This window comes from Winogradskya consettensis, assembly GCF_018332715.1.
Taxonomy (GTDB): Bacteria; Actinomycetota; Actinomycetes; order Mycobacteriales; family Micromonosporaceae; genus Actinoplanes; species Actinoplanes consettensis.
In genome coordinates, this window is sequence record NZ_BOQP01000008.1 from 56457 (window position 1) to 71699 (window position 15243).

Sequence of the window (15243 nt, forward strand, 5' to 3'; positions counted from 1 at the left end):
CAGGCTGCCGGGGGTGGTGCCGCGCATACTGGGGCCGTGGACAAGCACGAGCTGGGGTTGTTTCTGCGGAATCGTCGCGCGCGGCTGATGCCGGAGGACGTGGGGCTGCCGTCCGGGCCGCGGCGCCGGACCCCGGGGCTGCGCCGCGAGGAGGTCGCGGTCCTGGCGCACATCTCGACCGAGTATTACGTGCGGCTCGAGCAGGGCAGGGCGCCGCGGCCGTCGGGGGAGGTGCTCGCCGGGATCGCGCGGGCGCTGCTGCTCACCGACGCGGAGACCGGGCACCTGCATGTGCTGGCGGGGACGCTCCGGTCGGGGCCTGCCCGGCACCGGCGGGACGTGCGGCCGAGCATTCTCGCGTTGCTCGACCGGCTGCCGGGGACCGCCGGGTTCGTGGTGTCGGCGGCGTTCGAGGTGCTCGCGTGGAACGAGCTCGCCGCGGCGCTCATGGAGGACTTCGCCGCGCTCGACCCCGCCGGGCGCAATCTTGCCCGGCGGGCGTTCCTCGGGCCGAGGTCCGGCAGCAGCCTGTACGGGGCCTCGCGGTCACCCGGGTTCCGTCAGCACGTCGCCGTGAATCTGCGGGCGTCGCTGGCCCGCTACCCGGACGACCCGGAGATCGCGGGGCTCATCGACGATCTCCGTGCGGGCAGCGCCGACTTCGCCCGGCTGTGGGAGCGGCGTGACGTGCAGGTGGCCCCGATGCTGACGAAGACGTTCCGGCATCCCGAGGTCGGCCTGGTCACGGTGGACTGCGATTCGCTCACGCTGACCGACCGCGACCAGAGCCTCGTGCTGTACACCGCGCCGAAGGGGTCCCGCGACGCCGATGCCCTCGCCCTTCTCCAGGCGCTGGGCCCTGGTGTGCATCAGCAAAGCGCGTCACGCTGAGATCTCGTATCGCCCGCCTGCCCGTGCGGTGAACGTGCACGACCCGTCGGTGTGCGCAGGGTGACGGAGGCCGTTCACCTCGTGTGGTGCCGCGAACAGGGTGCTGCGGACGGTGACCGCGCCGGGGTGACCCGCCGTGATGGCGATCGTCCGGGCCTGCCCGCCGGACCAGGTGATGCCGACGGTCAGGTCGCCGCGGGCGCGCAGCCCGGTGACCCTGCCCTGCGGCCACGCCGAGGGGAGCGCCGGGAGCACGTCGACGGAGCCGGTGTGGCTCTGGAGCAGCATCTCGGTGATGCCGGCGGTGGCACCGAAGTTGCCGTCGATCTGGAACGGCGGGTGGGTGTCCCAGAGATTGCGCAGGGTGCTGGTGCGCAGCTGCTCGCTGAGCATCAGGTGGGCATGGTCGCCGTCGAGCAGCCGGGCCCAGAAGTTGATCTTCCAGGCCTTGCTCCAGCCGGTCCCGCCGTCGCCGCGCGCCCGCAACGACGTCTGAGCCGCCGCGGCCAGGCCGGGGGTGCCGGCGGGGGTGATCTGGCGGCCCGGGTGCAGCCCGAACAGGTGGGACACGTGCCGGTGGTCGTCGGCGGGGTCGTCCCAGTCGCCCTTCCACTCCTGCAGCTGACCCCACGAGCCGACCCGGGTGCCCGGGTCGAGGCGGCGCAGCGCGGCCCGCACCTCGCCGCCGAGCTGCCGGTCGCCGAGCAGGTTCGCGGCCTCGAGGGTGCTGGTGAGGAGGTCGCGGACGATCTGCTGCGACATCGATGCCCCGGCGGAGAAATCCCCGTGCTCGGGTGAATAGCTGGGCGACACCACCAGCGTGGAATCGCGCGGGTCGACGTGCAGTTCGTCGAGCCAGAAACGGGTGATCTCGCGCATCACCGGAAAGGCGCGCTCGCGGAGAAAGGATTCGTCGAGGGTGAACCGGTAATGGTCGTAGAGGTGCCAGGCGAGCCATGCCGCGGCCTCCGGGAACCAGAACGCGGTGGGCCAGTCGTGGACGCCGGTGAACCCGAACGGATTGGTCTCGTTGTGCACGACCCAGCCGCTCGCACCGAACATTTCCCGGGCGGTGACGCGGCCCGGGCGGCGTAGCGCGTCGATGAACTCCACCAGCGGCGCGACGGTCTCGAACAAGTTCGCGGGCCCGGCGGGCCAGTAGTTCATCTGCAGGTTGATGTTGACGTGATAATCGGCGGACCACGGCGCCGACGGATACGGATTCCAGATGCCCTGCAGATTGGCGGGCAACGGCGTCCCGGTCCGGGAGGAGGCGATCAGGAGGTACCGGCCGTACTGAAAGAAGAGCCCCTCCAATGCGTCACCCGGCTGATATTGCGCGAGTGCGACATCCGTCGGCACCTGCGGCAGGGCCCGCCCCAGGTCCAGCCGCACCCGGCCGAAAAGCGACCCATGGTCCCGCACGTGCGTTTCCAGCAGTTGTGGGTACGCCCGCAGCGCCGCCCGATCAACGATCGCGGTCACTTTCCCGTGCGGATCCGTGCCCCGGTAATCCGGATAGCGGTCGGCGTAATCGGTCCCGGCGGCGAGCACGATCGTCGCCGCCGAAGCCCCGCTCACCGTGACCGAGCCGTCGGCGTTGTCCGTCCGCTGCCCGTCCGTGGTGACGATCCGCAGCTGGACCTCGTAACGCAGTGCATTGTCGTCGAGCGCCCCGGCAACCGTGATCCGCCCGTCCGCAGCGGTGGTCGTCGCCATGCGTCCTTCCGGGACGCCGAACGCCGCGGTGAACGAGACGCTCCCGCCGCCGAGCCGCACGACAACAACCCGGTCCGGGTGACTGACGAAGTACTCCCGCGTGTGCCGCACGCCGTCCGTGGCGTACTGCACACGTGCCACCGCCCGTTCCAGGTCGAGCTCCCGGCGATACGAACCGGCGGTCGCGGCCCCCGCGGCGGTGGTCAGGGTGAGCGTGCCCAGGGCCTGATAGCTGCCGTACGCGTTCCGCGCCTGACCGAGCTCCGCGGCGACCTCCTCCGGCGACACCCGTACCCGCTCGTCGATCGCCTGCTGCACCCGAGCCACGGCACCCGGCCGGGGCGTACGCCAATTGCCGAAGTCATAGCCCGCCGAACCGGGTCCGCCGGTCCACAGCGTCTTCTCGTTGATCAGGATCTCGTCGGTCCCGACGCCGCCGAGGATCGAGGCGCCGAGGATCCCGTTCCCGATCGGCAACGCCTGGCTCTCCCACTCCGTGCCCGGCGCGTCGTACCAGAGGGCGAGCTCCCCGGGCTTGTCCAGCGGGGACGGGCTGGTCAGTGACTCCGGGCCGAGCGGCACCTTCGAGGCGACGACGGCGGCCCCGGTCCCCGCGAGCACAGTCCTGCGGTCCATGCGTACCACCTTCTAGATCTTCCAGTCCTGGACGTCGATCTGGCTGCCGCCGTACCGGGGCGCGAAGATGCTCAGTACGCCGAGAGTGCGCAGCCGTTCGTGGTCGATCAGGGGATCGGAGTAGTAGATCGGGCTCGACGTGTAGCGGATGGTCCAGTCGCTCCAGCCGGAGGCCTTCGACGCCGTCTCGATGTGCAGCTTCTTCGTCGACGAGTCCCCGCTCGCGACGTAGAGGTTGTCGTTCGCGTCGACGGCGATGTCCCCGCGCGCCGAGCGTTCCAGGAACGGCGTGTAGTCCTGGTGCCACGCTTTGGAGGCCTTGTCGCGCCAGTAGTGGACGAGCACGGCGCTCTCGCGGGCCGCGGTGAAGTCGGTGTTGCTCGCGGCGGCGGCCGGCAGGTGCGAGGCGAGCACGTGCACGATGCCCGCCTTGTCGACGACCTGCGACTCCTGGTTCATCAGGCCCCGGTTCTGAGCGACGCTCCACGTCCGCAGCCCGGCGTTGTCGGAGACCAGGGGAGTGGTCCCGGTGGTCGCCACGACCGAGCCGTCGTTGTTGCGCCAGGTGCGGCCCTTGTCCTTGCTGTACGCGTAATAGAGGTCATGGTTCGTGCTCGCGTCGGAGGTCTCCCGCACCGTCCACGTGACGTGGAGCAGGCTCGTGGAGTCGTACTCGATGCCGAACAGGTACGCGTTGTTACCGGCCGTGGTGCCGTCGATGAACTTTCCGACGTAGGTCCACGTGCTCCCCGCGTACTCATAGAGAACTTCGTCTCCTGAACCGCTGAGACCGGTGCGGATCGCGAGCTGGAGGGTGCCGTCCGGGACGCTGATGAACTGGGGATAGGTGACCTGGTTCAGCGTGGCCCCGGCCAGGGTGCTGGTGACCGCGCCGAAACTCGACGCGGACCACGCCGCGGTGCCGGGCGACGTCGTCAGGCCCGCCACCGACCGGCGGTAGCGCAGCACGCTGGAGTGCATGTCGAACGCGAGGTGCAGGCTGCCGTCACGCGCGCTGATCCCGATGCTGATCGTGTTGTGCGAGTCGGTCGACGTGGTCACGTAGTCGGTGAGGCGCAGGTTCTGCCACACGCCGGAGGGCAGCTGGCGCCGGGCGACGTTGACGTACCCGGCCTGGTCCCAGTACGCCGAGTACTGCCAGCCGTTCGCCGTGACGATCCCGTCCTGCTGGAACGACTCCCCGTTCATGTACCCGGTGTACGTGAGCGCGGTGCGCCCGTTCGTGGTCAGCGTCGTCGTGGAGATCGGCGTGACGGCCGGCGCCGCGGCCAGCACGACGGCCATCAGGAGCTTCAGCATCAGAGACCCCAGCCCCAGCGCAGCTGCGCGACCCCGGACGCGTTGTTGACGGCCAGGCCGGTGCCGCTCTGCCGGGTGATCGAGTACGTGTCACCCGAGCGCAGCCCCGGCCAGTAGACGACCCCCATCTGCTTCGCCCGGGTCAGGTCGGTGAGGGCGGCGAAGTACGAGGTGAACACGTTGCCGTCCTGGGTGGCCCCGTTCGTGTACGTCAGCCCGGTGGTCATCGGTGCGCCGGCCTCGTCGATCACCGTGCGGGACGCGTACGAGCCGATCCTGGGGGTGAGATCAGCCGTCCACTGAGCGCGCGTGGTGTAGGTGTTCCAGAAACCGTAGAAGTGCAGCGACAGCAGGGTGCCGCTGAGCGCGCTCGCCGCGCCGACCCCGGTGACGTTGTCGTTGTAGCCGGTGCCGCTGATCAGGACCCGCCCGCGGGCGATGGTGCTGTGCCGCGCCAGCCACGTCGAGCACAGCGACACCCACGCGGACAGGGTGTAGCCGAAAGGCTCGTTCATCGGCTCGAAGTAGACGTTCGCGTTGCCCGCGTAATCGCTGGTCACCGTGTCCCACATGGTGTTCCACGCCGCGGAGTCGTCGACGTAGCCGTCCTTGGTGGCCTCCCAGTAGCCCAGGATCACCTTCATCCCGTGCGCCAGCGCCGAGTCGACAGCCCCTTTGTACGCCGCCCACCACGTGGAGTTGACGCTCTGCGGGTTGATCGGCAGCCGCAGCGTGTTCGCGCCGAGCTGCGACTGGAACCCCGCCACGATCCCGTCGGCCTTGCTGCGCACCGTCGCGTAGCTGTCCGACGCGGTCAGCCCGGTCGGGATGACCCAGCCGTCCACGTAGTTGTCCCGGGCGTCGGCCCAGTTGACACCGCGGAAGCTGTTCGTCGCGGCCTGTGCCGGGGCGGGCGTGACGACGGCCAGGGCGGTGACGGTGAGCAGGGTGGTGAGGGCGGCGCGGAGCTTCATCCGAACTCCAGATGTTTGCGTTAACATGGACATCGAAGTTCCTGAATAATTGCCCCCGCGTTACCGGCGTGTCAAGGACACGTGCCGACCGCAAATTTCCTGCACATCCGAATGCATTGACTGGTGCCTATGGTCATGTGAGCGTGACCGGGTAAGCGCTTACCCCGTCGCCCTTCCGGAGTTCGCCATGCCCTTGCTCGCGGCCCTGCTCGCCGTCACCACCGCCCTCACGCCCGCGGCTGTTCCCGCCGCGGCGGTCAGCCTCCCGGATTCCGTCGCCCGTCAGGTCCTGGCGCCGAACGACGGCTGGGCCGCTGCCGGCACCGGGACAACGGGCGGTTCGGCGGCCGACGACGCGCACGTGTTCGTCGTACGCACCCGGGCCGAGCTGCTCGCCGCCCTCGACAACGGCAGCGCCGTCCCGAAGATCGTGAAGGTCGCCGCCCGCATCGACCTGACCGCCGGGGCGACCTGCGCGGACTACGCGGCCCCCGGCTACGACCTCGACGCCTTCCTCGCCGCGTACGACCCGGCCGTCTGGGGCAGGACGACCAAACCCACGGGCCCCCTCGAGGACGCGCGGGTGGCCTCCACCCGCCTGCAGGGCGCGCAGATCCGCATCCCCGTCGGCAGCAACACCACCCTGATCGGCATCAACGGCGCCCGGATCGAGCACGGCAGCGTCACCCTGACCGGCGTCAGCAATGTGATCGTGCGCAACCTCGAGATCACCGACGCCGCGGACTGCTTCCCGGCCTGGGACCCCACCGACGGCGCGACCGGCAACTGGAATTCCCTCTACGACCTGGTCTCGCTCAGCGCGGCCACCAACGTGTGGATCGATCACAACACGTTCAGCGACGGCAACAACCACGACGCCGCGCAGCCGCTCTACTTCGGCCGCCCGTACCAGGTGCACGACGGCGCCAGCGACATCATCCGCGGCTCGGACCTGGTCACCGTCTCGTGGAACAACTACTACGATCACGACAAGACGATGCTGATCGGCTCGACCGACACCCCGGGCGTCGACGTCGGCAAACTGCGGGTCACGGTGCACCACAACCGGTTCGCCAACGTGCTGCAGCGGGCTCCGCGCGTACGGTTCGGGCAGGTCGACGTCTACAACAACAGCTACGTCGCCACCGACGAGGACTACTCGTACTCACTGGGTGTCGGGGTCGAGTCCTCGATCTACGCCGAGAACAACTTCTTCCAGCTCAGCTTTGACGTGGACCCGGCCGACATCCTCAAGGACTGGAAGGGTACGCGGATCAGCGCACTCGGCACCCTCGTCCGCTTCGGCAGCCGCCCGGCCCAGCCCGTGGACCTCGTCGCCGCGCACAACGCCGCCTACGACCCCGACTTCACCCCCGACGCCGGCTGGACCCCGCTCCTGCGCACCGGCGTCGACCCGACCGCCCTGGTGCCGGTCGTTGTCGCCGCCGGCGCCGGTCACGGGAAACTCTGACCCGCGGGCTGTCGGGCGTACGTGGCCGACCGTGGGATCGCGGTCGGCCATCAGGGGCTTGACCTGGGGCCTGTCATCCTTTCGGTTGGTGCCTGAGAGCCCATCGGCTAGGGTTGGGGCAAATGTTTGCCATAGGGCATACATTTTCGGTGCCGCCCCGACTGCGGGGCGGCGGATCCTAGGAGTCGCCATGACGACCGTCACCACCACCGAGGTCGCCAGCGAACTCACCGCCGCCCTCGCCGCGATGAGCCCCGACGACCCCGCGCGGGAAAGCCTGCGGGACCGGTGCATCGAGGCGTGGCTGCCGATGGCGCGGCACCTGGCCCGCCGCTACGCCAACCGCGGCGAGCCCCTCGACGACCTCGTCCAGGTCGCCGTCGTCGGCCTGATCAAATCGGTCGACCGTTACGAGTCCGACCGCGGCGTCGAGTTCGCCGGCTTCGCGATCCCGACCATCGTCGGCGAGATCAAGCGCCACTTCCGCGACCGCACCTGGGCCATCCGCGTCCCGCGCCGCCTGCAGGAGCTGCGGCTCGCGATCAGCGCCGCCAACAACGCCCTCACCCAGTCGATGGGCCGGCTGCCGACCGTCGCCGACATCGCCACCTACCTGAACACCACCGAGGAAGAGGTCCTCGAAGGCCTCGAAGGTGGCCGCGCCTACAGCGCCACCAGCCTGTCCACCCCGGTCAACGAGGGCAGCCAGGAACTCAGCGACACCCTGGGCAGCGAGGACGCGGGCTTCGAGCTCACCGAGCTGCGCGTCGCCCTCGGCCCCGCCATGGCCAGCCTCGACCCCCGCGAGCAGCGGATCCTCACCATGCGCTTCTACGGCAACCTCACCCAGACCGAGATCGCCGACCAGATCGGGATCTCCCAGATGCACGTCTCCCGCCTCATCACCAAGTCCCTCGCCAAGCTCCGCACCCAGCTCGCCTCCTAGAAGCCACGCTCATTCGGCCAGGCTCATTCGGCCAGGCTGGGTGCGCGGCGGCTCCACCGGTGGGCGTCGAGCTCGTCGACGATGAAGCGGGCGACGTCGGTGCGGGTGATGCGCCAGCCACCTGCCGGCGTGCTGTTGTCCGTCGCCCGGTAGGTGCCGGTGGGTTCGCGGTCCTGCAGGTAGGTGGGGCGTACGAACGTCCAGTCGAGGTCGCTGCCGCGCACGATGTCCTCCATCCGGGCCATGTCGGCGTAGAGGTCCCGGCCCAGGGGGCGGATCAGGCCCCGGTACCACCAGGAGTGGTGCGGGTCGTCGTGCCGGACGCCGACCGACGTGATGGCCAAGAACCGCTCCACGCCGGTCGCCCGCATCGCGGCGACGATGGCCCGGGCGCCGTCGGAGTAGAGGTTGCCGGCCCTGCTGCCGGGAGCGCCGATCGCGCAGACCACGGCATCGTGACCCGGGATCACCGCGCGGAGGCTGTCCGGGTCGCGGACGTCGGCCCGCTCCACCCGCAGGCCGGGGGCTGGCTGGACGCTTGTGGGATTGCGGACCGCGGCGGTGACGCGGTGACCGCTGCGCAGGGCCTCCGTGACGATCAGGCGGCCGGTGCGGCCCGCGGCGCCGAGGACGACTACATCGATGCTCATGCTGATTCCCTTTCGGTGCTGGGCTTGCGTCCAGTAGTGGGCTCGCGTTCGGTGGCGGGCAGGGCTCGGACGAGGGCGGCGCAGAGTGCGCAGGAGGCGGCGACGATCAGCGTGCCGGTGAGCAGCGCATCGGCCGGGGAGTCGCCGGCGAGGAAGACCGTGCCCAGGACGGCGACGCCGAGTGCGGTCGCGATCTGCTGGACGGCGTTGAGGGTCCCCGAGGCGCTGCCCACCTCGTCCGGCGCTGCCACGCCGAGGGTGCTCTGGATCAGCGGCCCGAACAGCAGACCCAGCCCGAACCCGCTCACCAGGCCCGCAACGCCGAACGCCACAATCCCCGCCACGCCGCCGAGCCCGCCGGTTGCCGCTGCGGTGCCGAGCGCTCCGGTTGCTGCCGTGGCGCCGAGGCCGAGTACGCCGAGCAGTTCGATGCCGAGTCCGATGTGGAGCAGTGTGCGGCCGAGGCGGGTGTGCAGGACCGGGGCGAGCAGCGACGAGACCGCGATGCCGATGGCGATCGGAGCGAGCGCGAGACCGGTGTGCAGCGGCGAGTAGCGCAGGCCCAGCTGCAGGAAGAGCGACAGGACGAGCATCAGCCCGCCGACCCCGGCGAACAGCACCGCGGCCACGGACAGCCCCGCCACGAACGGCCGCCTGCGCAGCAGGGCCGGCGCGAGAATGGGCGAGGGGCTCGTGCGCTGCCGGCGGCCCAGCACGGTGAATGCCGCCACCGCGGCCGCCGGCAGCGCGAAGGTCCACCACGGCCAGCCCGCCTCCCGGCCCTGGATCAACGGCAGGACCAGCGCCGCGGACCCGGCGGCGACCAGCACCGCACCGATCGGATCCAGCCGCACCGTACGGTCACCGCGGTCGCCCGGCATCCAGGCCAGCGCCCCGAGGATCGCGAAGGCGCCCAGCGGCACGTTGATCAGGAAGATCAGCCGCCAGCCGAGCCCGGCGAGGTCCCCGGCGATCAGCGCACCGGCGAGGATCGGCCCGCCGATCCCGGCCAGCGCGTTGACCGGCCCGAAGAGCGAAAATGCCCTGCCGCGCTCCTGGGCGCCGGCGAACACGGCGGTCAGCACCCCGAAGCCCTGCGGAATCATCAGCGCCCCGAGCCCGCCCTGCGCCACGCGCCCCGCCACGAGCATCTCCGGTGACCCGGCGGCGGCGCAGGCCACCGACGCCAGCGTGAAACCGGCCGCGCCGATGAGGAAGAGCCGACGCCGTCCCCACCGGTCGCCCAGCCGCCCGCCGATCACCAGGAACACCCCGAACGGGAGCGTGTATCCCGCGGTCAGCCACTGCAGCGTGGCCTGCGTCCCGCCGAGCCCGGACCGCACCGAGGGCCCGGCGACGGACATCACGGTCGAGTCGAGCAGGTCCATCACGGCACCCGCCAGCACCACGGCGAGCACCCACCAGCGTCTTCCCATCACCCCTCCAAGTCTACGAACGTCGTTCGCTACGAACACTGTTCGTTGCGAACGATGTTCGTTGCGAACGATGTTTGTCAACCCGGTAGGCTGTGTGGGTGACCGACAGCACCAGCCGGGTCCGGGACAACCCACGCACCCGTCCCGCCAAAGCAGCACTGAGCCGCCAGGCCGTCATCGCGGCCGCGCTGGCCCTCGTCGACGAGGTCGGCTACGCCGCGGTGACCATGCGCCGTGTCGCGCAGGCCCTGGACACCGGCCCGGCATCGCTCTACGTCTACGTCGCCGACCGGGACGAGTTGATGGCCGGCGTCCATGACCTGGCGCTGGCCGCGGTGGAGCTGCCCCGCCCGGCCGACGGCGACTGGCGGGCCCGGCTCGAGCTGCTCGTCAGCCGGCTCATCGAAACCCTGGGCGGCCACGACGACATCGCCCTCGTCGCGATCACCCGGGTGCCGACCGGGCCACAGGCCCTGCGCATCCTGGAGGAGACGCTGACGCTGCTACGCGCCGGCGGCATCGACGACGCCACGTGCCCTTGGGCAGCGGACCTGCTGGACCAGTACGTGACCTCGTCCGCCCTGGAACTCGCCGCCCGGCTGCGCGACCAGCGCGCGATGACGGCGGCGGCGGGCGCCGCCGAGGCCACCGAGGAGGCCATGACCCGGGCCGCCCGATCCGAACTCGACGCCGTCTACAGCGAACTGCCGGCCGCCACACATCCGACCATCCACGCGCTGCGGCCCGCGATGACCACCGCCGGCCGCACCAGCCACACCTCCGCCGCCTGGAAACTCGGCGTCATCATCGACGGCCTCCTGGCCCACCACCCGCAGCCCTGAGGGGCGGGCCGTGCCGCGTCTCACCAATCGGGGCCGCGGGCGAGGCGGATCGGCCCGGTCGCGGTGGCCACGTCGACATCGGAGCCGTGCTGCCGTACGGCGATGACTCCCGCTCGTGACAACTCGGCGGCGACTTCCCGCGCCGTGCCCATCAGATCGCGCCACGACTCGCCACCGGTGACCCGGGCGGCATCGCTGGGACAGATGGTGGCCTCGGGCCGGCGATGCCGTAACAGCGCGCGCATCGTCGCGGCCAGGCGCACACGTTGACCGTCGGACGTCGGTTCCCACCAGGGGTCGCCTCGCTCACCCAGGGCCACCTCGGCGTCCTCGACCCGAGTCCGGGCGGCGTCCGGGGTGTCGCGGGCGAGTGAGCGAGCTGTGGTCAGCTCGTTCACCAGTTCCCGGCGTAAGGAATCCGGGACGCCCGGGTCAGCGGCTTGCCGCCGGCGGCCGGACCCGGTCACGTATCGGCCGTCCGCCGCCACGCTGCCGTCGTCGTCCGGGCTCATCGGGCCATTGTCCCTCGGCGCAACGCCCGCCGGGCGTTGCGCACAAATGCGCGGCGTGACTTTCGATTCTGATCGCCCGCGGGGCCCGAGGCCGGCCGGCAAGGTGCTCGGCGGGGTTGTGGCCCACCACGACGATCCCTCGCTCACCGACGAGCTTGCGTGGCTCGCGACGGCGGGTGTGCGTACCCCGTGAATCTGTTTACGACCCTGATTTCCATGGTGGAGATTAACCGGTAAAGTCTGCGCCGCGATTGCGCGTACGCGCAATTCTTAAGAATGAATTAAGCCGTGGCGGAAATGGATATGAGCGAGCACCCACCGAATCCAAGGAATCACCGTGCGGTCCCTTCCCCGGGCCGTCGCCGGCTCGTCGTGGGCATCGGCGCGGGTCTGGCCGTCGTCGTCGCGGCGGCGGGGGCCTACTTCGTCGCCGGGCCCGGGACCGGGTCCGCGTCGCTGACCTCGGCCACCGCCTCAGAGCGCGCCGCCGATGCTTCCGGCGCGACCAACGGCCAGGCGCTGGCAGCCGGGGCAGCGCCGTCGGCGTCGGTCGCACCGCAAGCGTCGGCGTCCGGGCCACCGGCGGCCTCGGCGAGTCCGTCCGCACCCGCCGCGAAGGCTGCCGGCGGGTGCACGCGGCCGGTCGCCGCGACGCCCAAGGCGAAGGTCACCGAGGTGAAACTCGGGGTGAAGGTCACCGGGTACGGCGGGCAGGGTGACACCGAGGCCCTGCCGATGGCGATCGCCGCGCGGCCGGCCGGTGGGTCGTGGCTCGCGTGGCTCGGCACCGACAAGCGGGTCTACCTGGGCAAGCTCGACTGCGACGACAAACTGGTCGGCAAGCCCACGAGCTTCACCGGGATCGATCTGCAGGACGTGCAGGCCGACAGCAAGGGCGGGGTCATCCTGCTCACCCGCGCCGGGAGCTGCGGCTCCGGACCGCTGTGCGGTGGCGCGTCCAGCCCGTGCAACACCATGCACATGATCCGCTTCGACGACTCGGGCAAGCAGGTGTGGGAGCGCCAGGTCACCAACCTGAGCAGCAGCCGTACGGGCTACGACGACGGCGCCCGGTTCGTCTGGTGGTACCAGCACCACGGCCGGCTCGCCACCGACGGCAAGAACTATGCGGCGTACTTCGGCGTCGCCATCACCGTCAAGAACGGCAGCTGCGTCGACATCCACGAGGGTGACCGGATGCAGGTCGTCAGCGCGAGCGGCAACCTCGTGACGAGCAACAAGGACGCCTTCGAGGTCGGCTGCAGTCACGCGTGGACGTCGCGCATCGTGTGGGACCCGCGTACCGGTCATTTCGTCACGGTCTGCGCCACCGACAACGACTGCCGCATCGCCCGGCCGAACCCCTACCGGACGGTCGCAGCGGGCACCTGCGACGGAACCCTGTTCGGCGGGGACCTCGTGCTGTCGTCGAAGAGCGGCTACTGGACGGCGTGGAGCCAGGGCGGCACGGCCAGGCTCGAGCATTTCACGACCGGCAAGTCCGACACCACCGTGAGGACGGGCGCGGCGACGGCCCATCCGCACCTGGTCGCGTACGGAAGCAAGCGGATGTTGATGGTGTGGGGTTCCGGCAGCTCCATGGCCGCCCAGGTCTACGACGCCGGGTCCGGCAAGGCGGTCGGCAGCAAGTTCACCATCGCCGCCAAGGACCACGACTACCAGGCGTTCAAGGCCTTCCCGGACGGCAGCGCCGCCTACGCCGCCGCCGGCAGCACCAGCACCTCTGTCAGGATCGCCCGCATCCTGCCCAGCTGACGACGCCTGTGGGACGGAGGCCGGCTTTCGCTACGCCGGCCACCGTTCCACGGCGAGGTCGAGGTCCCGTTCCAGGTCGTGGACGCCGTCGGGGACGGCCGCCTTCGCCGCCAGGAAATCCATGTCGGTCAGGGTCGCGTACAGCTCCGGCCAGCACTCACCGTACGCCTGCTGGTAAGGCAGTTCGCTGACCTTGCGCAGGTGGGGTCTGCCCTCCCCGAGCCACAGCGGCTCCTCACCGAAGTAGCGGGCCAGGTCGCGGTGCCGGCCGGGCCCGGTCCCGTACCGCTCGCGCACCACGTCGGCCAGCTGGCGGTGGTAGAAGCCGTAGAGCGGGACGTCGCCGGCCTGGTATTCGCTCAGGTACGGCTCCAGGTCGACGAAGAGCAGCGCCCAGAGCACCGGCGGCAGCCGCTGCCGGACGGCCGGGGCGTGCCGGGCCTGCTCGGCCACTTCGGCCAGGACGGCCGGGTCGCGCGACAGCAGATCCAGTAACTCGTCCTCGCTGAGCCCGGCACGCGCGGCGGCGAGATGGCTCAGCGCGGAGCCGACCCGGTGGGCACCGTGCTCACTCTCGAGGCGGTCGAGCATCTGCCCGGCGATACCGGGGACGTCGTCGGCGATTCTGCCCTCCGGGACCCGCAGTGAGGACGGCCACCGGCGGGCCTCCTCGTACGCCAGCCGCAGGTGCAACGGCCTGCGGTGCACGGCGAACGCGGCCAGGACCGCATCCCGCTGATCCGGCCGCAGGGTACGCCGTGCCGCGTGCAGCCATCGCTCGAGCAGTTCCCCGCCCTCCGCCGCGGACATCGCCGGGACGGTCACCGTTGCTGTACGCGGGTATCCGGCAGGCGGCTCCGCGTCGTCGCCGATCCGGGTGGACAGCACGATCCGCACGCCCGCCGGCAGGTCCTCGGGCAGCCAGCCCACATCGGGCACGGAAAGCTGGTCCAGCGCGTCGAGAACGAGCAGTGTCGGCTCCGCGGCGAGCGCCCCGGCCCAGGCGTCCGGGTCCGCGGGCGCCGGGCCGGTCCCTCCGCCCAGCTCCTGCCACAGGTCCTGGCGCAGCGTGCGCGGGTCCGAGGAGCGCGGTGTCGCCCCGATGAAGCGGACCACCGTCCGCACGTCCGGCCGGTCCCGCCGGGAACGGCGGGCGAGCTCCGCCAGCAGCGCGGTCTTGCCCACGCCGGGCGGCCCGGTCACCAGCACCGGCCGGTCCGGGGCGGCGGCGCGGACCTCGCGCAGGACGCCGGCACGCCCCGTGAAGTGCGCACCCCGCTCCTGCCCGAAGTCTTGGTGCGCCTGGCGTTCCCTCTCGGCCGTATCGGGGGTGCCCCCATCGCACAGTTCGGTCCGGACGGCCGCAGCCATCGTCTCGTAGACGTCGTCGCAGAACCGCGCGATGTCGGCGCCGTCGTACGTCCGGGCCCGGTCCGCCGGCAGGCTGTTGTGGAGCAGAGCCCGGAATCCGTCGAGGGCCGGGTCGCCTCTGTCCGGCGTGTCCCGGAGGAACGCGTACATGCCCGGTGCCCCGGGAGCGGCTGCCAGAGCGGAGCGGACCTCCCACTCGGTCATCGAGACGTGTGCGCCGACCGCGGCACGCAGGCGTTCTTCCACCTCGTCCCACCTGTCGCCGGGCGCCGCGCCACGGCGTGATCGCAGAAGGTGCTCCGGCGGCACCGCGTTGTCGTCCCGGGCGTACCAGCGGTGCAGCTCCTCAGCGGCTCCGGCGGTCAGTCCCGGCAGGAGCGCGGCGAACGGGCCGGCGGGGATCCTCGGCGGCGCGGGCTGCCATCCGTACCGGTCACCGACCAGCACCAGGAAGTTCGGGCCCGGCGTGGTGGCGCAGCGCCGGGCCTCGTCCAGGCAGATGGTGACGGTCCGCTGGTCCAGGGCCGCCGCGTCGGAGACGCCCCAGCGCAGATCGATCGGACGGAAGGACGCGCCCAGCCCGGCGCAGAGCGTCCGCAGGCGGGGGAACACGTCGCGGTGCAGCGCCTCCCGTTCCACGACGAGGTCCTGGAACGTGGAGCTGACGAAGACGCGGAACGCGCGGGTGCCGGCCGGCAT

Annotated in this window: 13 protein-coding genes; 6 read left to right on the forward strand and 7 right to left on the reverse strand. The window is 71.1% G+C overall.

From position 1 onward, the window contains the following. Window positions 1-36 precede the first annotated feature (36 nt). Entirely contained in the window at window positions 37-891 is an 855-nt protein-coding gene (locus Aco04nite_RS08810; RefSeq protein WP_212996697.1) for a helix-turn-helix transcriptional regulator, read from the forward strand. Here the strand turns inward: Aco04nite_RS08810 and Aco04nite_RS08815 are convergent. From Aco04nite_RS08815 to Aco04nite_RS08825, 3 genes are read right to left on the reverse strand one after another with little or no spacing between them, the layout of a single operon-like run. Next, window positions 883-3246, reverse strand: a complete 2364-nt coding sequence (locus Aco04nite_RS08815) for a glycoside hydrolase family 95 protein (protein ID WP_212996698.1) — start codon at window positions 3244-3246, stop codon at window positions 883-885. The genes Aco04nite_RS08810 and Aco04nite_RS08815 overlap by 9 nt on opposite strands. Window positions 3247-3258: 12 nt before the next feature. After that, a complete protein-coding gene (locus Aco04nite_RS08820) occupies window positions 3259-4566 on the reverse strand; it encodes a BNR repeat-containing protein (protein ID WP_212996699.1) in 1308 nt (435 codons plus the stop codon). Then, window positions 4566-5540, reverse strand: coding sequence for a cellulase family glycosylhydrolase (locus Aco04nite_RS08825; RefSeq protein WP_212996700.1), 975 nt, complete (start codon window positions 5538-5540; stop codon window positions 4566-4568). The genes Aco04nite_RS08820 and Aco04nite_RS08825 overlap by 1 nt, the downstream gene beginning before the upstream one ends. Before the next feature lie 187 nt (window positions 5541-5727). On the opposite strand from Aco04nite_RS08825, the gene Aco04nite_RS08830 reads away from it, so the two are divergent. Then, window positions 5728-7011 carry a pectate lyase family protein gene (locus Aco04nite_RS08830; RefSeq protein ID WP_212996701.1) on the forward strand — a complete coding sequence of 428 codons (1284 nt, stop codon included), beginning with the start codon at window positions 5728-5730 and terminating at the stop codon, window positions 7009-7011. A 190-nt stretch (window positions 7012-7201) separates the two neighbouring features. Beyond that, on the forward strand, window positions 7202-7957 hold the full coding sequence (locus Aco04nite_RS08835; protein ID WP_212996702.1) for a SigB/SigF/SigG family RNA polymerase sigma factor: 756 nt from the start codon (window positions 7202-7204) through the stop codon (window positions 7955-7957). Window positions 7958-7980: 23 nt separating this feature from the next. Here Aco04nite_RS08835 and Aco04nite_RS08840 read toward each other — a convergent pair whose 3' ends face one another. Together Aco04nite_RS08840 and Aco04nite_RS08845 are read right to left on the reverse strand one after the other, a co-directional pair. Continuing rightward, window positions 7981-8607, reverse strand: a complete 627-nt coding sequence (locus Aco04nite_RS08840; protein WP_212996703.1) for an NAD(P)-dependent oxidoreductase — start codon at window positions 8605-8607, stop codon at window positions 7981-7983. Beyond that, complete coding sequence (locus Aco04nite_RS08845; RefSeq protein WP_212996704.1) at window positions 8604-10043, reverse strand: MFS transporter; 1440 nt, start codon at window positions 10041-10043, stop codon at window positions 8604-8606. The genes Aco04nite_RS08840 and Aco04nite_RS08845 overlap by 4 nt, the downstream gene beginning before the upstream one ends. Before the next feature lie 98 nt (window positions 10044-10141). On the opposite strand from Aco04nite_RS08845, the gene Aco04nite_RS08850 reads away from it, so the two are divergent. Beyond that, window positions 10142-10885, forward strand: coding sequence for a TetR/AcrR family transcriptional regulator (locus tag Aco04nite_RS08850; RefSeq protein WP_212996705.1), 744 nt, complete (start codon window positions 10142-10144; stop codon window positions 10883-10885). Between the two features lie 20 nt (window positions 10886-10905). Here Aco04nite_RS08850 and Aco04nite_RS08855 read toward each other — a convergent pair whose 3' ends face one another. Then, window positions 10906-11397 (reverse strand): DUF3253 domain-containing protein, encoded by a 492-nt coding sequence (locus tag Aco04nite_RS08855; RefSeq protein WP_212996706.1) that lies wholly within the window; start codon window positions 11395-11397, stop codon window positions 10906-10908. Between the two features lie 55 nt (window positions 11398-11452). Here Aco04nite_RS08855 and Aco04nite_RS08860 point away from each other — a divergent pair, with 55 nt between their 5' ends. Continuing rightward, window positions 11453-11590 carry a hypothetical protein gene (locus Aco04nite_RS08860; protein WP_212996707.1) on the forward strand — a complete coding sequence of 46 codons (138 nt, stop codon included), beginning with the start codon at window positions 11453-11455 and terminating at the stop codon, window positions 11588-11590. A gap of 179 nt (window positions 11591-11769) precedes the next feature. Further along, window positions 11770-13173, forward strand: coding sequence for a hypothetical protein (locus Aco04nite_RS08865; protein ID WP_212996708.1), 1404 nt, complete (start codon window positions 11770-11772; stop codon window positions 13171-13173). A gap of 30 nt (window positions 13174-13203) precedes the next feature. Here the strand turns inward: Aco04nite_RS08865 and Aco04nite_RS08870 are convergent, their stop codons facing one another. Next, window positions 13204-15243 (reverse strand): DUF4062 domain-containing protein, encoded by a 2040-nt coding sequence (locus Aco04nite_RS08870; RefSeq protein WP_212996709.1) that lies wholly within the window; start codon window positions 15241-15243, stop codon window positions 13204-13206.